General features: G+C 39.1%; 16 protein-coding genes and 3 pseudogenes. 1 reads left to right on the forward strand and 18 read right to left on the reverse strand.

All coding sequences use genetic code 11. The features are described 5' to 3' along the window. Positions 1–2: 2 nt before the first annotated feature. The 14 genes and pseudogenes from pdhA to purC all read right to left on the reverse strand — a co-directional run bounded on the left by pdhA (position 3) and on the right by purC (position 15,742). The gene (gene pdhA, locus EHR_RS11885; protein WP_010719372.1) at positions 3–1,112 is read right to left on the reverse strand and encodes a pyruvate dehydrogenase (acetyl-transferring) E1 component subunit alpha; all 1,110 of its coding nucleotides are present in this window, start codon (positions 1,110–1,112) and stop codon (positions 3–5) included. 458 nt (positions 1,113–1,570) lie between these two features. Continuing rightward, positions 1,571–2,998 (reverse strand): aminotransferase-like domain-containing protein, encoded by a 1,428-nt coding sequence (locus EHR_RS11890; RefSeq protein WP_010737447.1) that lies wholly within the window; start codon positions 2,996–2,998, stop codon positions 1,571–1,573. Positions 2,999–3,115: 117 nt separating this feature from the next. Then, the gene (guaC, locus tag EHR_RS11895) at positions 3,116–4,093 is read right to left on the reverse strand and encodes a GMP reductase (RefSeq protein ID WP_010719374.1); all 978 of its coding nucleotides are present in this window, start codon (positions 4,091–4,093) and stop codon (positions 3,116–3,118) included. 216 nt (positions 4,094–4,309) lie between these two features. Beyond that, positions 4,310–4,825, reverse strand: coding sequence for a hypothetical protein (locus EHR_RS11900; protein ID WP_010737446.1), 516 nt, complete (start codon positions 4,823–4,825; stop codon positions 4,310–4,312). 108 nt (positions 4,826–4,933) lie between these two features. Then, positions 4,934–5,848 carry an aldo/keto reductase gene (locus EHR_RS11905; RefSeq protein WP_010737445.1) on the reverse strand — a complete coding sequence of 305 codons (915 nt, stop codon included), beginning with the start codon at positions 5,846–5,848 and terminating at the stop codon, positions 4,934–4,936. Between the two features lie 119 nt (positions 5,849–5,967). Further along, positions 5,968–7,242: a phosphoribosylamine--glycine ligase gene (gene purD, locus EHR_RS11910; RefSeq protein ID WP_010737444.1), complete on the reverse strand. Its 1,275-nt coding sequence runs from the start codon at positions 7,240–7,242 to the stop codon at positions 5,968–5,970. A gap of 17 nt (positions 7,243–7,259) precedes the next feature. Beyond that, positions 7,260–8,794: pseudogene (purH, locus tag EHR_RS11915) on the reverse strand (bifunctional phosphoribosylaminoimidazolecarboxamide formyltransferase/IMP cyclohydrolase). After that, a complete protein-coding gene (purN, locus tag EHR_RS11920; protein ID WP_010737442.1) occupies positions 8,787–9,380 on the reverse strand; it encodes a phosphoribosylglycinamide formyltransferase in 594 nt (197 codons plus the stop codon). Before purN ends, purH begins: the two are co-directional and overlap by 8 nt. Continuing rightward, positions 9,377–10,419 (reverse strand): annotated as a pseudogene (gene purM, locus EHR_RS11925) (phosphoribosylformylglycinamidine cyclo-ligase). The gene purN and the pseudogene purM overlap by 4 nt, the downstream one beginning before the upstream one ends. A gap of 13 nt (positions 10,420–10,432) precedes the next feature. Next, entirely contained in the window at positions 10,433–11,875 is a 1,443-nt protein-coding gene (gene purF / locus EHR_RS11930) for an amidophosphoribosyltransferase (protein ID WP_010737440.1), read from the reverse strand. Beyond that, positions 11,860–14,082, reverse strand: a complete 2,223-nt coding sequence (purL, locus tag EHR_RS11935) for a phosphoribosylformylglycinamidine synthase subunit PurL (RefSeq protein WP_010737439.1) — start codon at positions 14,080–14,082, stop codon at positions 11,860–11,862. The genes purF and purL overlap by 16 nt, the downstream gene beginning before the upstream one ends. Position 14,083: 1 nt before the next feature. Further along, the gene (purQ, locus tag EHR_RS11940; RefSeq protein ID WP_010737438.1) at positions 14,084–14,755 is read right to left on the reverse strand and encodes a phosphoribosylformylglycinamidine synthase subunit PurQ; all 672 of its coding nucleotides are present in this window, start codon (positions 14,753–14,755) and stop codon (positions 14,084–14,086) included. A 1-nt stretch (position 14,756) separates the two neighbouring features. Beyond that, positions 14,757–15,011, reverse strand: a complete 255-nt coding sequence (purS, locus tag EHR_RS11945) for a phosphoribosylformylglycinamidine synthase subunit PurS (RefSeq protein WP_010737437.1) — start codon at positions 15,009–15,011, stop codon at positions 14,757–14,759. Between the two features lie 14 nt (positions 15,012–15,025). Continuing rightward, complete coding sequence (purC, locus tag EHR_RS11950) at positions 15,026–15,742, reverse strand: phosphoribosylaminoimidazolesuccinocarboxamide synthase (RefSeq protein ID WP_010737436.1); 717 nt, start codon at positions 15,740–15,742, stop codon at positions 15,026–15,028. 261 nt (positions 15,743–16,003) lie between these two features. Here purC and EHR_RS11955 point away from each other — a divergent pair, with 261 nt between their 5' ends. After that, positions 16,004–16,381: a hypothetical protein gene (locus tag EHR_RS11955; RefSeq protein WP_010737435.1), complete on the forward strand. Its 378-nt coding sequence runs from the start codon at positions 16,004–16,006 to the stop codon at positions 16,379–16,381. A 156-nt stretch (positions 16,382–16,537) separates the two neighbouring features. Here EHR_RS11955 and purB read toward each other — a convergent pair whose 3' ends face one another. The 4 genes and pseudogenes from purB to EHR_RS14005 form a co-directional block, all read right to left on the reverse strand. Beyond that, positions 16,538–17,845 (reverse strand): adenylosuccinate lyase, encoded by a 1,308-nt coding sequence (purB, locus tag EHR_RS11960; RefSeq protein ID WP_010737434.1) that lies wholly within the window; start codon positions 17,843–17,845, stop codon positions 16,538–16,540. A 13-nt stretch (positions 17,846–17,858) separates the two neighbouring features. Further along, positions 17,859–18,983 (reverse strand): 5-(carboxyamino)imidazole ribonucleotide synthase, encoded by a 1,125-nt coding sequence (gene purK / locus EHR_RS11965; RefSeq protein ID WP_010737433.1) that lies wholly within the window; start codon positions 18,981–18,983, stop codon positions 17,859–17,861. Continuing rightward, a complete protein-coding gene (gene purE / locus EHR_RS11970; protein ID WP_010719389.1) occupies positions 18,976–19,464 on the reverse strand; it encodes a 5-(carboxyamino)imidazole ribonucleotide mutase in 489 nt (162 codons plus the stop codon). Before purE ends, purK begins: the two co-directional genes overlap by 8 nt. Before the next feature lie 106 nt (positions 19,465–19,570). After that, positions 19,571–20,447, reverse strand: a pseudogene (locus EHR_RS14005) (transposase); the annotation flags it as partial. Positions 20,448–20,723 lie beyond the last annotated feature (276 nt).

Consider the following 20,723-nt stretch of genomic DNA (forward strand, 5'->3'; position numbering starts at 1 on the left):
GATTATTTCGACTCCTTCGCTTCATAGATTGCAATTTGTTCTTTAATTGATTGTGGTGCCACTTCAAACATATTTTTTAAGAAATCAGAAACTTTTTGTTTTGGAATCTTATCTGCTTCAGCAATCGCTGCTTTGATTTCCTCTTTTGTTTGTTCAATTACTTGTTCTTCTTTTTCTTCTGACCATAGACCTTTTTCTGTTAGGTAGTTACGGAAACGGATCAATGGATCTTTTTTCTGCCATTCGTCATCTGTTTCTTTAGAACGGTAACGAGTTGGGTCATCTCCTGATAAAGTATGCGGACCATAACGGTAAGTCAATGTCTCAATCAAGACTGGACCATTCCCGTTGATTGCCCAATCACGTGCCATTTTAGATACTGTATAAACTGCTAATGGATCCATACCATCTACTTGGATCCCTGGAATCCCGGCTGCCACAGCTTTTTGCGCTAATGTTTTAGCAGCTGTTTGTTTTTCACGAGGTGTTGAGATCGCAAAGCCATTGTTTTGGATATAAAATACAGCATTTGCATGATAAGCTCCAGCAAAGTTTATTGCTTCATAAAAATCACCTTGAGAAGAGCCGCCGTCACCAGTATAAGTGAAGACCACATTTTTTTTGTTTCGTTTTTTCAAACCTAAAGCCACACCAGCCGCTTGGATGTACTGCGCACCAATAATGATTTGTGGTGGTAGAGCTTTCAATTCTTCTGGATAAAAATTCCCTGCCGCATGTCCTCGTGACCATAAGAAAGCTTGTGCTAAAGGCAATCCATGTTTTACTAATTGGGGAACATCACGGTAACCAGGAAGTAATACGTCTTCTTTTTCAAAAGCAAATGCACTTGCAAGTTGGCTAGCTTCTTGACCAGCTGTCGGTGCAAAGAATCCTAAACGTCCTTGACGGTTTAAAGCTGTTGAACGTTGGTCTAATACACGAGACCAAACCATGCTAGTCATTAATTCTACTAATTGTTCATCTGATAAATCAGGAACAAGATCAGGGTTTACTACTTTACCATTTTGGTCAAGCGCTTGGTATACTGGAAAATCTGAATTGACTTCATCTAATAACGCATTAAAGTCTAGTGGTAATTTCTTTTTTGCCATTTGTACACATTCCTCTCTCATCATATAAGAAAATCTCATCTTTCTGCGATTGAAACAGATATATAAACTGTATCAATATCCAACCGTCTTCTTTTATAAATTATCATGGATCATTAAGAAATACAAGCTAAAAGCAAAAAAATTCACGTTTTTAAAAATTTGTAATAATCCGCTTAACCACGCAAATAGTGAACAACCTCACAATCAAGAAAGCGGTTTACATCATTTGTACAAAATTAGTCCTTATTTTCTATCTACTCCTCTCTACTGTTATCATTGAATCCGCACATTGTTATACCTTATTCCAACAAACAGAAAAAATTTTTTATTAATTAGTGATTTTCTTTACAATCATCCCTCTTTTAATTTTCTACTATATGTGTATTTTTTTCAATTAAAAAGCAACAGCAAGGAATCTCCTTAACTGTTGCACATGAACCTGTTCTTTTGATCATGAATTAAACGGATAAACGTTTTGCTAATTTTGCCATTTCCGCTTGAAAAAATGGCAGCCTTTCTTCAGTTAAACGACTAAAATTGATACGTAACCCGTTGGTCTCTTCTCCAAACAAAAAACTTGGTGCAATGCCTAACCCTGAGCGGATCAATTCTTCCGCAATATCTCTTGTCAATTGCTGTCCTTTCCACGTAATCCACGCATAGTACCCACCATAAATGGGCCAGACTTCAAAAAAGTTTTGCGTTTTTTCCCATTCAACCAGTGTCAAACTTCTTTTGTATAATTCTTCCCTCACAATGGCGATCTTTGTGCTATAACTTTCTTCAAATACAGTCATCGCCACATTTTGGGGAAAGATGCTCATCGAAAATTCCATCATTTCCTGCGCTTTCGCTAAGCGGTCGATAAAGGAACGCAGCCCAACGATCCAACCTATCTTGGTCGTTTGTCCTAATACCCTAGATAATGATCCGACATATAAGACGTTTTCCGGATCAATCGAATGAATCGCAGTTGGTTTATGCTTTTCACTATCATGAAAGGATAAGTCACTAAAAACGTCGTCTTCAATGATCGGTAATTGATAGTTGCGACAAAGGGTCACTAATGCTTCGCGACGTTTTTGGGACATCACTTTCCCTGTTGGATTTTGAAAGTTTGGATTAACTAAGACAGCTTTCAATTTATTTTTCTTGATCAACACTTCTAGCTTATCCAGCTCAATACCTTCTCTATCCATGGGTACACCAAATAGACGAATCCCTGTCGCTTTAAATAAGGACAAACGATAAAAAAACGAAGGCGCTTCTACCGCAATAGCATCACCACTAGATAAAATCGTCTGTAAAATTAGAAAAATAGCCTGTTGACCCCCACTCGTAACTAATAATTGCGTTTTAGTAAAATCAAAATAAAATTTTTCGATCAAGTAATTTTTTATTTTTGCTACTAATGGAAGATAACCTAGACAGGTGATTTGTTGCTCTTTTTCAATAATCTCATTCATTGAGTATGCTGGAAATTGAACGTTTGGTAATAAGTCTGTAGGCATCTCGCTCGAAAATAAATCGAGAAAATAAGGGTTCAGTTTTCCTACTTCGATCATTTTTTCATAACTATCATCGATTTGTTCATAGCGTTGGGAAAATAATTCGCGCCAATTCACTCTCGGGACAGAATACCGCCCCCATTCGGTTTGATTCACAAAACGTCCACTACCTCGGCGACTGATAAGAACGCCAAGATCTCGTAATTCATCCAACGCTCGAACCACAGTTGTGCGATTTGTTTGAAAAATAACTGCCAATTTCCTTTCAGAGGGCAAGGGTACGTTGGGATCTAAATTCCCATTTTCAATATTTTTCATCACCTGATCCATAATTTGTCGATAAATTGGTCTTTGTTTCTTATCTATGACTTCCCACATGTTCTGCTCCATTCCTCTTTCTTCTACTGCCTATTTTATCTTATAAAAAAGGGATCGAAAAGCAAAGAAAAAGCAAAGTATGATGCGAGAGCATCTACTTTGCTTTTTCTTTGCTTATTAAATGGTATCTCCGTTAAAAATGGAGTTTTTAACAATCACATAATCAACTTTGCGAATAGCTTCAATATCTTTCCCACCCGCGTAAGAAATAGAAGATTGTAAATCTTGTTGCATTTCAACCAACGTGTCTTTCAAAGACCCTTTATGTTGGATCCAAATTTTCTTACCTTCTACATTTTTCTTTTCACCTTTTTGAAACTCGGAGGCAGAGCCGAAGTATTCTTTGTACACTACGCCATTTTCCACCATTGTCTCACCAGGCGATTCTTCATGTCCGGCAAATAGCGAACCGATCATAACCATTGTTGCGCCAAAACGAACGGATTTTGCAATATCACCATGGGTACGAATACCCCCATCAGCAATAATCGGTTTTCTGGCAGCTTTCGCACACCATCTTAAGGCAGCAAGTTGCCAACCACCGGTACCAAAACCGGTTTTGATTTTTGTGATACAAACTTTACCAGGTCCAATTCCAACCTTTGTTGCATCAGCTCCGGCATTTTCTAATTCCCGAACAGCTTCTGGTGTACCAACGTTTCCTGCAATAACGAACGTTTCTGGTAAATGTTTTTTGATATGTTGGATCATTTCAATCACCGCATTTGAATGACCGTGCGCAATATCAATCGTGATATAATCAGGAACTAAATTTAACTGTGCTAATTCTTCAACAAATGAATATTCTTCTTGTTTTACGCCAACACTGATTGAAGTAATCAATTGTTGCTCCTTCATTTTTTGCACAAAGGGGATTCTTGCTGCTTCATCAAATCGATGCATAATATAGAAGTAACCATTTTCTGCTAAAAATTGTGCAATTGACTCATCGATGATCGTTTGCATATTCGCAGGGACAACAGGCATTTTAAAAGTATGCTTTCCTAGTGTCACTGTCGTGTTACATTCTGAACGGCTACTTACAATACATTTATTAGGAATGAGTTGGATATCTTCGTAATCAAACACTTTCATGGACATGATCCTCCTGATGTTCGAATTCAGTAAAACACGAACATTATTTGCTTTTTGGGTGTTTATTTTTAGCACCTTATGTAATTTACCGTATTTAAACTAAAAAATCAAGGGGAATATAAACAAAAAATAAAAACTCCTTAATCTGAAATAACACTGTCTAGCCATCAAACTTTTCGACAAATAAACAATCAGCTGTTTGTCGCTTATAGCTACTCAATCTCTACCAGGTGGTTCATTCTTTTGTTGATTTCCAGCTTCTTTTGATTGGTTTGTTTTCTCTTGATTGTTTTCATTCAGAGTTCCGGGTTGAACGATTGCTTTTTTAGCGTCAGAAATAATATTAGTCAATCTGTTATAAACCCGTTTTTGACCGTTAGGGTTTTCTTTATCTTTAGATAACTTTGTTTGCGAAATGTTCGAACTTTTTTCTAGCTCTTTTTCTCTATCCTTTTTGAATTTCTCCATACCAGCAAGTACTTTAGGGCTAAAATAGCTTTGCGCTATTTCTTGGATCATTCCAAGTAGAGCTCTATTAGGTTTATTTGATTTTGCAGATTTCGTTTTATTTATTGCGTGTGTCATTACTCCAAGACTATAGCGTTGGGGGTCTAGTTTTAGATTGCCTTTCGCTTCTTTACCATCACTGACATTTTCATACGCTGCTCTATGAGCGTTTAGCTCACTTTCTGGCATTGACGAATTATTGTCCCATTTATTTAGATATCCCATTTTACTCCCCTTTTCGTAGATTCTTAGTGACGTTCCTCGCATCAATATATGTAGAAGTCATTAGCGAACAAGCAACTAATGACTGTTTCATTCAATGTTTTTTCATGTCTATGGTAGGATATTGCCAGCTTCGCGATACAGCGCATACCAGTCTTCACGACTCAGTTCAACGTCTGATGCTTGTGCAATTTCCTTGATTCGCCCTACATTCATCGTTCCTGCAATCACTTGGATATTCGCAGGATGGCGTAAAATCCAAGCTGAAGCTAAACCTGTTGGCGTTGTATGATATTTTTCAGCAAGTTCTGCTAATTTTTGATTCAATTTAGGAAACTTTTCGTTACCGATAAATACCCCTTCAAAAAAACCATATTGATAAGGCGACCATGCTTGGATCGTCATTTCATTCAAACGTGAATAATCCAAGACACTACCATCGTGGTCAACGCTAGCTTCATCTGTCATATTCACATGGATCCCTTGATCAATCATTCCAGAATGTTTCAATCCAAATTGCAATTGGTTGATCAACAAAGGTTGTTTGACGTATTTCTTTAGCAATTCGACTTGCATTGGTTTCTGATTACTTACACCGAAATAACGTACTTTACCTGACTTTTCTAATTCATCGAATGCCTCTGCCACTTCCTCAGGTTCAACTAAGGTATCAGGACGATGTAATAGCAACGCATCAACATAATCCATTTTTAACCGTTTGAGGCTACCTTCTACTGATTCAGTGATGTGCTTTTTGGAAAAGTCAAACATCACACCGGGAACAATCCCACATTTTGTTTGAATAAATAGCTCTTCTCTCTTTATTGAAGTTTTTGCTAACGCACTAGCAAAGATGTTTTCACATTCTCCACCACCATAGATATCCGCATGGTCAAAAAAATTGATACCGTTATCAAAAGCAGTTTCAATAATACGTTCTGGATGCTCAGCGCCATTAATCCTCATACATCCGAGAATGACCGACGACACCTTTTGATTTGAAGTTCCCAATTGAATCTGTTTCATTAAAATCATTCCTTTCTTTCCCATTAGATTTTAACACATTTACTTCAAAAAGGGGGCAAAAAGAGGCATGCCACTTTTTTCTCAAAAAAGAAAAAAATGTTATCCCCCTTTTTGTTGTGCTAGTGATTCTTAGAAAAAACGTTGATTGCTTTCATTCCAATATCTTTCCGATAAAATGTCCCCTTTGTATCTTTTGATTCTAACACGTTGTATATTTTTTCCCTCGCTTCTTCAATTGTTTCCCCATAGGACTCCACTAAGTAGATTCGACCACCTGAACCTTTTAAAATTCCTTTTTCCTCTTGAACACCCGCATAATAGACAGTTGCCTCCTCTTCAGGAAAATCGGGCAAATCCATAGCAGTTAAATACTGATTAGGATAACCTTCTGCTGCAACTACAACCCCTAAACGATATCCAGTTTCCTCCCAAATTAAATGAACCGGCTTATGGTCTAACAAATCGGTGATCACTTGCGCCAAGTCACTCTTCAATCGAGGTAAAATGACTTGTGTCTCAGGATCGCCAAATCTCGCATTAAATTCAATCACTTTCGGTCCATCTGAAGTGGCGATCAATCCTGCATACAATACACCGATAAACGGACGACCAATTTCGCTCATCCCTTTAGCTGCAGGTTTTATTACTTTTTCGATTCCCGCTTCAATGATCGCTTCAGAAATATGAGGTACTGGAGAATAGGCACCCATCCCCCCAGTATTCGGCCCTTGATCTCCATCATACGCTCGTTTATGATCTTGTGAGATTTCCATTGGATAAACTGCTTCGCCATCCACAAACGCTAATAAAGAGAACTCTTCTCCTTCTAAAAATTCTTCCACAACGATTTGATGTCCACTTTGTCCAAAGCGATGTTTTTCCAGCATATCGCTGGCTGCCTGTAACGCTTCGGCTTTTGTCATCGCTACGACCACGCCTTTGCCAGCAGCTAAACCGTCCGCTTTGATCACAATTGGGGTGCCCTTCTCTTCGATATATCGTTTGGCTTCAAGATAGCTGGTAAAAGTTTTAGATTCAGCAGTTGGAATCTGACAACGCTCCATCAATTCTTTGGCGAAACTCTTAGATCCTTCGATCAATGCGGCAGCTTTCGTTGGGCCAAATATTTTTAATTCTGCTTTTTTAAAATCATCTACGATCCCATTTAGTAATGGAATTTCTGGGCCAACAAAACTCCAAGTAATTGACGCTTTCTTAGCAAACTCAATCAATCCTTGATGATCAGTTTCTTTAATATCAACGATTTTGACCCCATCACGTGTCATGCCAGGATTCCCCGGTGCACAATAAACGTTTTCGACTAGCGGACTTTGTAAGATTTTACTCGCAATCGCATGTTCACGCCCACCAGTTCCTATGATCAATACATTCATTTCTTACTCCTTCTATCTTAATGTCTAAAGTGACGGACGTTCGTAAAGACCATGGCAATTCCATGTTTATTAGCCATATCAATCGACGCTTGGTCCTTGATACTTCCACCAGGCTGAATGATCGCATTGATTCCGTGTTTAGCTGCATATTCCACCGAATCATCCATTGGGAAATAAGCATCGCTTGCCAAAACAGCTGCTTGTGCTTTTTCTCCAGCTTGTTCAATCGCAAGTTTGACAGAACCGACACGATTCATTTGTCCTGCACCAATCCCTAGTGTCTGATACCGATTACTTACAACGATCGCATTTGATTTGACGTGCTTAACAGCTTTCCAAGCAAATGCTAATGCAGCCATTTCATCAGATGTTGGCTGACGATCGGTTACTACTTGCCACGTAGTTGGTTTTTCCATTGCTGTATCTTTTTCTTGGACGAGTAACCCTCCAAGGACTGAAACAATTTCATTAGATGCTTTTGTTAATTGCGAGTTAAAGTCAACCGTTAATAATCGTAAATTCTTCTTGGCTTTTAAAACTTCTAAACTTTCTGGTGTATAAGACGGTGCAATGATAATTTCTAAAAAGAGTTTATACATTTCTTGAGCTGTTGCTAAATCGACTTCCCGATTCAATACCACAATCCCACCAAAAATCGAAACAGGATCTGCTTCATAAGCTGCTAGCCAAGCATCGAAAATCGTGTGAGCTGAGCCAATACCACAAGGATTCATGTGTTTGAGTGCTACGACTGTTGGTTCTTGGTATTCACTCATGATCCGCAAAGCAGCATCTGCATCACGAATATTATTAAAAGATAGTTCTTTTCCATGAAGCTGTTTTGCTTGAGCAATCGAATAACGTTCTGGTAGAGCAGATTGATAAAAGACAGCTTGCTGATGACTATTCTCGCCATAGCGGAGGTCTTGCTTGCGTTCAAAAGTAAGAGTCAATTTTTCCGTCTTTTCTTCCTTCACTTGCTCCGTTAAATATTGAGCAATCAATGCATCATAGGCTGCTGTGTGACGAAATACTTTCGCTGCCAGTTTCTGACGTGTCGCTAGAGAAGTAGTCCCTTGATTTCTCAGTTCATCTAAAACAATTGGATAATCGTTCGGATCAACGATCGCCGTAACAAATTCATGGTTTTTGGCAGCACTACGCAACATACTTGGTCCACCAATATCAATATTTTCAATGGCTTCTTTTTCACTAACATCCGGTTTCATGATTGTTTCTTTGAAAGGATACAAATTGACGCAAACAAAATCAATCGGCAAAATCTCAGAAGCTGCCATTGCATCTCTGTGACTAGCAAGATCACGACGTGCTAATAATCCCCCATGAATCTTAGGATGCAAAGTTTTGACACGTCCGTCCATCATCTCAGGAAAGCCAGTGACATCTTCGATTGCGATGGTTAAGATTCCCGCTTCATCAAGTGTTTTTTGGTGCCCCCAGTTGAAATGATCTCAATTTCCAAAGCTTGTAATCCCTTGGCAAATTCAACAATTCCTTTTTTATCCGATACACTTAACAATGCTCTAGTCATTTTTTTCTTCCTCCACTTTTTGCATTTCTTTGATGACTGCTTCGATTATTTTAGGATAGGTCTGATGTTCGATTTGATGAATCTTTGCTTCTAAGCTATCCAATGTGTCTTCTTTCGTGATCTCTATGGTTTCTTGGTGAATGATGGGTCCTGTATCTATCCCTTTATCAATGTAATGAATCGTTATACCTGTTTCTTTGACTTCCGCAGCAAACGCATCACGAATCCCATGTAAGCCAGGAAAATCAGGTAAAAGAGAGGGGTGGATATTAATGATCCTTGACTCATAAGCATTCAATAAAGTCGGACCAATAATCCGCATGTATCCTGCTAATACAATGAGTTCAATTTCTTTTTCCACTAGGATCTCTAAAATTTTTTCTTCATATTCTCTTTTAGATGAAAATTCTTTTGGTGAAAAAAAATGAAATGGTACATGTAACTTTTCTGCCCGTTCTAAGACAAAAGCATTCGGCTGGTCACAAAAAAGCCATTCAAAGGTATCTGGCAACTTATTTTCCCGAAAATAGTCAACTAAAGCTTGAAAGTTGCTGCCATTTCCTGAAGCAAATACGGCAATCTTCATTTTTCTTCCTCATCAAACAACACTGTTTTATTTTTTAAGGGAATTACTTCACCGATTCGATAAGCTGCTTCTCCTTGCTCATTGATTTTTTCAATGACTTCATCGACTTGAGAAGCTGCTACTGCTACAACCATTCCAATACCCATATTAAAAATCTCAAACATCTCTTGTTCAGGGATTTCACCTAAACGTTGGAGACAATCAAAAATCGGCAAGCTAGGCCATGAACCTAATTGAATTTGCGCGGCCGTCCCTTCCGGCAACATCCGAGGAATATTTTCTACGAATCCACCACCAGTGATATGTGCCGCACCTTTGATCTTTTGTTCTTTTATGATTGGCAGCAAAGCTGATACATAGATTTTTGTCGGCTTTAACAATTCTCGGTCCAGTGTTTCAGACAGACCCTCTATCTGATCGGTTAATGTGTAACTATTTTGTTCAAAAAACACTTTCCGAACCAATGAATAGCCGTTTGAATGAATCCCGCTAGAAGGTAAGCCTAACAGAACATCACCAACTTCGATTTCACTTCCTGTGATCAATTGCGACTTTTCTGCAACCCCAACTGCAAAACCAGCAAGATCATACTCATTTTCCGCGTACATCCCTGGCATCTCTGCGGTTTCGCCACCGATCAACGCAAGATTACCTGCTACACAACCATCCGCCACGCCAGCGACGACTTTTTCTAATTTTCGTGGATCATTTTTTCCAGTAGCTAAATAGTCTAAGAAATATAAAGGTTCCGCACCTTGAGCTAAAATATCATTGACACACATCGCCACACAATCGATTCCGATCGTTTCATGTTGATCCGCTTCGATGGCTACTAACAATTTTGTTCCTACCCCATCTGTCCCTGATACCAAAACTGGTTCTTTTAATTGGTAAGAACTTAAATCAAAACAGCCACCAAAACCGCCTAAAGCACCCATTACCCCTAGTCGCTCTGTTTTTTCACGTGTTTCTTGATTCGTTCTACTACTTCATAGCCAGCTTCTACATCCACACCAGCATTCGCATAGGCATTGCTCATGTTACTTCCTCCTTTATTGAAAAAAAGATACTTTTTCTTTCAATGATTCACGGTATTTTTCTTCATAGTCGTATAAAGGCGTCGGATAATCACCATTAAAATAAGCCATACATAACCCAGAATAAGGAGCTGCTTCTTTTAATCCGATTGCTTGGATCAATCCATCCTCACTCAAAAATTCCAATGAATCTGCTTCGATACATTGTCTGATTTCTTCGATACTATGATTCGCTGCAATTAGTTCTTTTCTCGTTTGAATATCGATGCCGTAAAAACAAGGATATTTTAACGGTGGTGAAGCAATTCGTACATGAACCTCTTTTGCTCCTGCTTCTTTTAATAGACGTACGATTCGCCGGCTCGTTGTTCCTCTAACGATCGAATCATCCACCATCACGATTCGTTTGCCTTTAACAACTCCTCTGACAGCCGAAAGTTTCATCCTGACACCCTGTTCCCTTAACGCTGGTGTAGGTTGAATAAAGGTTCTGGCAATGTATTGATTTTTTACTAGTCCAATCTCATAAGGGATGCCACTAGCTTCGGCATAGCCACTGGCTGCTGATAGCGAAGAATTTGGAACACCTACAACCATGTCAGCATCAATTGGCGCTTCCTGTGCTAAATTTCTCCCCATATTTTTACGAGCAGTGTGTACATTGACACCAGCGATATTTGAATCTGGTCGTGCAAAGTAGATATATTCCATGGAACAAATCGCTAACTGGGTTTCGGTCGTATAAGTATCGATCGTGTAGCCTGAGTCATCAATGATCACTACTTCCCCTGGACGAACATCTCGAATAAACCGCGCACCGATGACTTCCAGTGCACAAGTTTCAGAAGCAATCACATATGCACCATTTTTCATTTGACCGATTGCCAAAGGTCGAAAACCATTCGGATCAAGAGCGGCGATCATGGCATCTTCTGTTAAAAGCAAATAGGCAAATCCGCCTTTCACTTCATTTAATGCTTCTTTTAAACGATCGAGCAATGTTGTTTTTTTACTTCGACGAATCAAATGCATCAAAATCTCTGTATCTGAATTGGAATGGAAAATCGCACCGTCTTTTTCTAACGACGTTCTCAACGAACGGGCATTCGTAAGATTACCATTGTGAGCTAGACCGATTGACTGGTCATAAAATTTAAATAAAAAGGGTTGGATATTGTCCACACTACCATTACCTGCTGTAGCATAACGCACATGTCCAATCGCTGCTTGTCCAGAGAGTGCAGCTAGCTTTCTTTGATCTTTGAAAACTTCTGAGAGTAAACCTAGATCCCGGTGTCCTAATAGTTTCCCTTGATCATTTGAAACGATCCCAGCACCTTCTTGACCACGGTGCTGAAGACTATGAAGCCCAAAATACGTTACGCTAGATGCTTCTTGATGTCCCCAGACACCAAACACCCCACATTCTTCATTTAAACTTTTTACTTCATAAGACATTCGATTGCGTCCTCCCAGCATTTTTTAGCTGTTGTAACAGCTAGATGGATTTCCCCATCACTTGCTTGGATCACGATATTACTTGACTCAGTCACTTTACCGATACAACTTGCTTTTTCGCCCATCAAACGTTCAAATTCCTCACGATCTTCTGGAAGGATGGTGACCACAAATCTTGATTGTGTCTCTGAAAAAAGTTGTGCTGTCGTCAGATTTACTGTGACATCTAATCCCAATTGGGTACCAAAAGCTGCTTCAGCCAACGCCACAGCCAAACCGCCTTCCGAACAATCATGCGCACTGGTTACCACTCCTGCTTGAATAGCCGCCAGTAGACTTTCTTGGTTTTGTTGTTCCGTCAATAGATCAAAATGCTCGATGTCCCCTTCAATTTTTCCTAATTGCATTTTTTGCAATTCACTACCATTGAAATCGTCATAAGTTTCACCAACAAGATAAATCAAATCATCCGCCATTTTGAAAGATTGAGTGGTGATGTGTTGGTGGTCTTTGATCAATCCGACCATGCCGATCATCGGGGTAGGATAAATCGCTTTGCCATCCGTTTCATTGTATAAAGAAACATTCCCGGAGATCACAGGTGTCGCAAAGACTTCACATGCTTTGGCAATCCCGTCTGCTGATTTGACCAGTTCCCAAAATACTTCTGGCTTATCAGGAGAACCATAATTCAAGCAGTCTGTGATCGCCAATGGACGTCCGCCACTAGCTACAATGTTTCTGGCAGCCTCTGCAACAGCAATTTGGCCACCTATCTCGGGGTTTAAGTAAAGGTAGCGGGCATTACAGTCAGTCGTCATAGCAATTGCTTTTTCAGTTCCACGAATACGCAATACGGCAGCATCACTTCCAGGGGAAACTACTGTATTGGTTTGTACTTGAGAATCATAGGTTTCATAAATCGCATGTTTTGAAGCTATTGTCGGTTGTTTCAATAAATCTAGCAATAATTGATTCGCATCTTCAATGATTGGTTGATATTGCCCTAACTGTTTAAATTTTTCGATTCGAGCGGGTTCTTGCACTGCCTTTTCATAAACAGGTGCATCTTCGGCTAAGGCATCAACTGGTAAGTTAGCCACTTCTTCCCCATGATGGTACAAGCGATACAAGCCATCATCGGTGACTTCTCCAATCGTAACAGCATCCAAATCATATTTTTTAAACAATTCTTTGACTCTTTCCTCTGCCCCAGCTTTTACACAAATCAACATTCGTTCCTGTGATTCTGAAAGCATCATTTCGTAAGGAGTCATATTTGTTTCTCGTTGTGGCACATCGTCTAATGTCAAAATCAAACCAGATCCAGCTTTTGATGCCATTTCCGAACTTGAAGAAACCAATCCAGCAGCGCCCATGTCTTGGATCCCTACTAAAATGTCCGCATGTTCCAGGATCAATTCTAAGCAAGCTTCAAGTAATAGTTTTTCCATAAAAGGATCGCCTACTTGAACTGCGGAACGTTGCTGTTCTTCTTCTTGACTGAACTCTTCTGAAGCAAAAGTCGCACCGTGAATGCCGTCGCGTCCTGTTTTCGCACCGACATACATGATCGAATTACCCACACCAGAAGCTTGCCCTTTTTGAATGTCTTTGTGATCGATCAATCCTACACACATGGCATTAACTAACGGATTCCCTTCATAACAAGGATCAAACGCTACTTCTCCTCCAACCGTCGGTATTCCGATACAATTACCATACCCAGAAATCCCTGCGACTACTTCTTCCAATAAGTACTTGGTTCGTGGTTGGTCTAACTCGCCAAAACGTAAGGAGTCAAGTAAAGCAATCGGACGTGCACCCATACTGAAAATATCACGGATGATCCCACCAACACCGGTTGCCGCTCCTTCATAAGGTTCTACTGCTGAAGGGTGATTATGACTTTCCGCTTTAAACACAACTGCTTGACCATCACCGATATCCACGATACCAGCTCCTTCTCCTGGACCTTGAAGAACATGCGGTCCACTTGTTGGGAATTTTCGTAAAATCGGTTTAGAATTTTTGTAAGAACAATGTTCACTCCACATGACTGAAAACAAACCTGTTTCGGTGTAGTTAGGCATTCTCCCCAATATATCTTCTTCGATCATTCGATATTCTTCATCTGTCAATCCCCATTCAGCATAAATTTTCTTTTCTTTGATCTCTAAGGGACTTGGTTCATTCCGTGTTTTCATCTTAGACAGTCACCTTTCCAAAATTTTTTAACATCGATGCAAAAAATCGTTTTCCGTCTTCTGATCCTAGTAACGCCTCCATTGCCCGTTCTGGATGAGGCATCATTCCCAACACATTTCCTGCTTTATTGGTGATCCCTGCAATATTTGCGACACTACCATTGATATTCTCAGCGTAAGTAAAAACGATTTGATTATTGGCTTTTAACTCTTGCAACGTTTGATCATCGCAAAAATAATTTCCTTCGCCATGAGCGACAGGCAGCTGAATGATCTCATCGGTTTCATACTCCGAAGTAAAGGCTGTCTGGTTGTTAACTTTCAAAGGAACAGTTTTGCAAATGAAGCGCAAAGAATCATTTTTTCTTAACACGCCTGGAAGAAGACCCGCTTCTGTAAGGATTTGAAACCCATTACATGTACCAAAGACTGGTTTTCCTTCCTCCGCAAAACGAACAACTTCTTTCATGATAGCTGAAAAACGCGCAATAGCTCCACAGCGTAAGTAATCGCCATAAGAAAAACCACCAGGGAGCAATACGCCGTCATAGCCTTGTAGAGAGGTTTCATCGTAACGAACATACTCAGCTTCTACTCCCACAATGTCACGAATTGCCCACAGCATATCCGCATCACAGTTCGAACCAGGAAAGACAATCACGGCAAATTTCATGCTAGATTCCCTCCAATTGTTCGATTTCATAACGATACGTTTCCATGTTGACGTTAGCTAATAGTTTGTCACAAATTCCTTCAATCGTTTCCTCTACTGCGCTAGCTTCTGCTGAAACTTGGATCTCAAAATATTTACCGATTCGGATATCTTCAACAGTTTCATATCCCAAACGATGGACCGCATTTTTCACTGCTTCTCCTTGAGGATCTAATACAGAATCTTTATAGGTGACATAAACTTTTACAAAATACATTTCATTTTCCCCTCTCATAAACCAACTTGTGTTAAACGTGTCAAAACTTCTTGATATACTGGGACAATCTCCCCAATTTTTCGTCGATAAACATCTTTGTCCATGTGTTCGTTTGTTTTCAGATCCCATAATCGACAAGTGTCAGGCGAAATTTCATCTCCTAATACGATTTCGCCCGTAGCTGTTTTCCCAAATTCCAGTTTGAAATCAATTAACTGTAAATCGATTTTCTCAAATAGTTGGATTAACAAATGATTGATTTTTCTAGCCTGTGTCTTTAATTCAGTAATTTCAGCTTCATCTGCAATTTGTAAAAACAGCACATGTTCATCATTGATAAATGGATCATCTAATTGATCGTCTTTGAAATAAAATTCGACAATTGGTGTGGGTAATTTTTGTCCTTCAGGAATTGCCAACCGTTTTGAAAAACTACCAGCTGCACTATTTCTGACTACCACTTCTAAGGGAAGAATATTTAATTTTTTCACTAATTGTTCGTCTTTTCCGATTTGTTGAATAAAGTGATTGGCAATCCCTTGTTCGGATAAATAATGGAAGACTTTACTTGTGATTTGATTGTTCAGTTCCCCTTTTCCATTTACTTGGTCTTTCATCAAGCCATTTAAAGCGGTAGCTTGGTCCAAGTATTCCACCCAAATCACCTGTTCATCTGAAGTATGGTACATTTTTTTGGCTTTTCCTTCATACAGCAAATCTTTCTGTTCCATTTCGACATCTCCTTAAATTCTTGACGATCACAACAAATATTATTTTTTTGTTCGTCTTTTCGCTTTAAATTTTAACAAGTGTTTTTATCCTGTTCAATAAAAACATGTACATTTATAGCATTAAAATTGTCTAATGTTCGTGTTTAATCAAAAAATTCTTCCCTGGAAAAATAATAAGCGTTTACACCTATAATAATTGATGCTATAGTAGGATTAGAATGATTCTGGATATTTATTCAAGGAATTCAAGGAGGTAGCGAAATGGAAGAGGCCGCAGTTTGTGCCCAATGTTTTTTAATGGATTTATCGCCCGAGGAAACGTCACGTTTATATAATGACCTGTTGTCTATCAAAGATGTCTACTTATGTAATAAAGATACGAGTTTTTATACCTTCAGAAAAATCCGTCGTGCGGCAAAGCGCCATACTGAGTGTCGAAAGCGCACATTTGAATATCAAACATTTTCTGAACATCAACTCGTGATCAGTCAGATACACGAACAAAAATTATTCAAAAATCATTATCGTATCCAAGTCACTTATGATCAGCAAGAATTTGATTATACTTTTATCGAAGAATTATTGAGTTTGCTTCATACTAAACATTTTAACTATTCCGCTCAAGCCCTTTACGGATAGTTTTCTCATGCTATTATCAAGCAACATCATGAAATGAATCAAAATAGCTAAAAAGAACCCCGACTAGTTGAGTTATTTGTGTCAAGGTTCTTTTTTATTACATTTCAGTAAAAGAGTGGCTGCTTCTAGCAATCCGAAGCAAGCCACTCATTTTGATTATTTGTCTTTTTCTCCTAAACCAACACGGTCAAAGATCACATCCACATTTTTCAAGTGATGATGGTAGTCAAATGCGTCATCGATCTCTTCTTTTGTTAAAACAGAAGTAACCGTTGGATCCTCTTCAAGTAAAGGTCTAAATTGAACTTGATGATCCCATGCATAAGCTGTTTTAGGTTGAACCAAGTCGTAAGCTTCTTCTCTTGTCATACCTTTGTCAATCAGTTTCAACATCACACGTTGACTATAGATCAAGCCAAAAGTAGCTTCCATGTTACGTTTCATATTCTCAGGAAAGACCGTCAGATTTTTTACGATATTTCCAAAACGATTCAACATATAGTCCAATAAAATTGTTGTATCAGGTAAAATGATTCGTTCTGCTGACGAATGAGAGATATCTCTTTCATGCCACAACGAAACATTTTCATAGGCTGTGACCATATGACCACGAATCACTCGAGCAAGTCCAGCCATGTTTTCTGAACCGATTGGGTTTCGTTTATGAGGCATTGCTGAAGACCCTTTTTGTCCTTTAGCGAAGAACTCTTCTACTTCTCTCGTTTCTGATTTTTGCAAACCACGGATTTCTGTTGCAAAACGTTCGATGCTGGTAGCAATCAATGCCATAGTCGCAAAGTACTCTGCGTGGAGATCACGTGGGAGCACTTGCGTAGATATCTCTTGCGGACGAATCCCTAATTTTTCACACACATATTCTTCAATAAATGGCGGAATGTTCGCAAATGTTCCTACCGCTCCTGATATCTTACCTGCTTCAACACCTTTGGCTGCATGCTCAAAACGTTCAATATTTCGTTTCATTTCTGAATACCAAGTAGCTAATTTCAAGCCAAATGTCGTTGGTTCAGCATGAACGCCATGCGTTCTTCCCATCATCACTGTGTACTTATGTTCTTTAGCTTTTTCACCAATAATTGCCGTAAAACGTTTCAAATCATCTCGTAAAAGATCATTTGCTTGTTTGATTTGATAGCCATAAGCTGTATCCACGACATCAGTACTCGTTAAGCCGTAGTGGACCCACTTACGTTCTTCGCCTAATGTTTCAGAAACTGCTCGAGTAAAGGCAACAACGTCGTGACGTGTTTCCTTTTCAATTTCCAAAATACGTTCAATATCAAAAGATGCATGTTCACGAATTTTTTTGACATCTTCTTTAGGAATTTCTCCTAATTCTGCCCATGCTTCGTCAGCTAAAATTTCTACCTCCAGCCAAGCTTGGTATTTGTTTTGTTCTGTCCAGATATTGCCCATTTCAGGTCGTGTATAACGTTCTAACATCAATTTTTCTCCTTTAATCCCAAATATTGGTTTTCTTTATTTCATCCAAAGTTTGTTGAATGTCTTCAGTTACGATAGTAATATGCCCCATTTTACGACCCTTTTTCGCTTGTGCTTTCCCATAAAAATGAAATTGCCAATCTGGTTTTTTATCGATCAAATGATAGCTTTCTAATAACTGCTCGCCCAATACATTGACCATCACTGCCTCACTCAATAAACGGACTTTTTTACTTAATGGCCAACCACATATTCCCCGAATATGGGCATCAAATTGACTCATCGAGCATGCTTCAATGGAGTAATGTCCCGAGTTGTGAGGTCGTGGTGCTAATTCATTCACATATAAACCACCAGTTTTTGTTAAAAACATTTCAATGCAAAGTACGCCAGATAAGCTCATTCCTTCAGCGATGACTCGAGCAATCCGCTCTGCTTCTTCAACAACCTCATCAGCGATTGCTGCTGGTGCAATCGTTTCATGTAAAATGTTGTTACGGTGGATATTTTCGACCACTGGAAATGTACTATAATCCCCTTGTCCGTTTCCAGCAACTAAGATCGAGATTTCTTTTTCAAAGGGAATCCATGCTTCCAATACACAGGTCCCTTCCCTTAGTAAATCCATTGCTGGCGCAAGGTCTGCCCGACTTTTCAAGACGTATTGTCCCTTGCCGTCATATCCACCTCGTGTCGTTTTCAACACACAAGGATAACCAATACCATCAATGGCATCTTGAATATCGGTTGGACTTACAATTGTCGCATAAGGGGCAATAACGATATTATTCGTTTCTAAAAAAGATTTTTCTAAAAGACGATCTTGGGTGATCGCTAATAAATCAGTTCCTTGAGGAATAAACGACATAGAGGAAATGGCATTTAATGCTTCCACACTGACGTTTTCAAATTCATACGTGATAACATCTGTTCGTCTAGCAAGTTCTTCCAATGCAAAAGTATCATCGTATGTTCCTTGAATATACCAATCAGCTACTTGAGCTGCTGGACAATTCGTTACAGGATCAAGAACCCCGACTTTAAAGCCCATTTCTTTTGCACTGATCGCCATCATCAGTCCTAATTGTCCGCCACCGACAATTCCGATCGTTGATCCAGGCAACAAAGGTTTAACCAAGTTGATCACTACTTTCTATCACAGTTTCAGCTAACATTAACCGTCTTTTCGCTAACTTAGCCTCCAACTTTAAATCATACATTGAAAGCATCTCAACCGCAAGTAGTCCAGCGTTAATTGCCCCCGCTTTTCCAATCGCCGTCGTTGCCACAGGAACACCACCAGGCATCTGGACAATAGATAATAGCGAATCTAATCCGTTCAATGTTCGTGTTTGTACCGGAACGCCAATTACTGGTAAGGTTGTTTGAGAAGCCACCATTCCTGGCAGATGAGCGGCTCCACCTGCTCCAGCAATGATTACTTTGATTCCCCTTGCTCGTGCTTCTTTGGCATACTGAAACATCAAATCAGGTGTACGATGCGCAGAGACGACTTTCTTTTCATAAGCCACCTCAAACTCTTCTAGAATCTCGCAAGTATTTTTCATCGTTTCCCAATCAGATGTACTCCCCATAATTACCGCAACCTTGATTGTCATACATTTCTCCTTTCTCTACTTTCACATTCATATTTTAGCAATCGATTTTTTTGATGTCAAAGAATTTTCGAATATTATAAAGATTTTCAGCTTCAATGTTCGGTATTTATATCAGCAAAAAAACGAGAGTGAGACAATCGTTCTTTCTCAAAAAGAAAATAAGTTCGATTTTGATGTTTATTGTCAAAATCGAACTTATTTTTTCTGTTATGCGCACTTTCCTCTCCATATATTTTCCTTATTTCCTTAAATTTAATGCCATCAGTGCCAAACCAATATCTATCGTTGCTCCTTGTTTCCCACGCAAATGGAAACGATGGAACGCCAAGTGAGCCTTCAGATATCCGAATGCGGGTTCGACATCCATTTTTCGTTTCCGATAAATCGAACCAGTTTTCTCCTCTAGAAGCTTTTTTCTGCATTCTGCTTTGAAATAGCGCCAATTATTATTTACTTGAATTTTTCGCTTTTGTTCACTTTTCACACGCGTACATTGACGACGAACTGGACAGTTCCGACAATCCTCACATTCATAGATTTTGAAATCTCGAATAAAGCCGCCTTTCTCTTTTCTGCGACTATAATTTTTGAACGGTACCGGACGATTCGCCGGGGTCTTGTTCTTCAAGATAACGCCAATTCTCCACGTTAAACGGATTCTCCTTGTCCTTCTTTTTATTTTCTTTGTAATAACTGCCATAGGTAATCAAGGGAGTTATATGTAGAACATCGTTGATATACATGTAAATTTCTTCGCTACCATACCCTGCATCTGCCACAATGTACTCCGGCAACTCCTTATGTTGGTCTAAAAAACTATCTAAAAATGGCTTCAATATTTTGGTGTCTGTGGGATTCGGAAATAATTCATAGCTCAAAACATACTGATTTTCGGTGGTGATTTGTAAATGATAACCTGGTTTGAGCTGTCCATTTCGCATATAATCGTCTTTCATCCGCATAAAGGCGGCATCAGTAAATGTTCTACATCTAGTGGTAAAGTTGTTTGGTTGATGGTATTATTTTTAAACATAAAGCACACTCCTTTGATTTTTGTTTAAGCACTTGAATCATACAAGGTTGTGTGCTTTTTGTGTGCCTTAAAATCAAAAAAAAATGGGACAATAATCAGATTTTTTCTGACTATTGTCCCACTCTCTAATCTTAGTATGTTTTTGTAAATGGAAACAATAAATTTCGTGGGAACTATCATATCCTTTGTATAGATTTATGTAATTATCCATTATACAAGTAGAAGA

The sequence above is a fragment of the Enterococcus hirae ATCC 9790 genome, assembly GCF_000271405.2.
Taxonomy (GTDB): domain Bacteria; phylum Bacillota; class Bacilli; order Lactobacillales; family Enterococcaceae; genus Enterococcus_B; species Enterococcus_B hirae.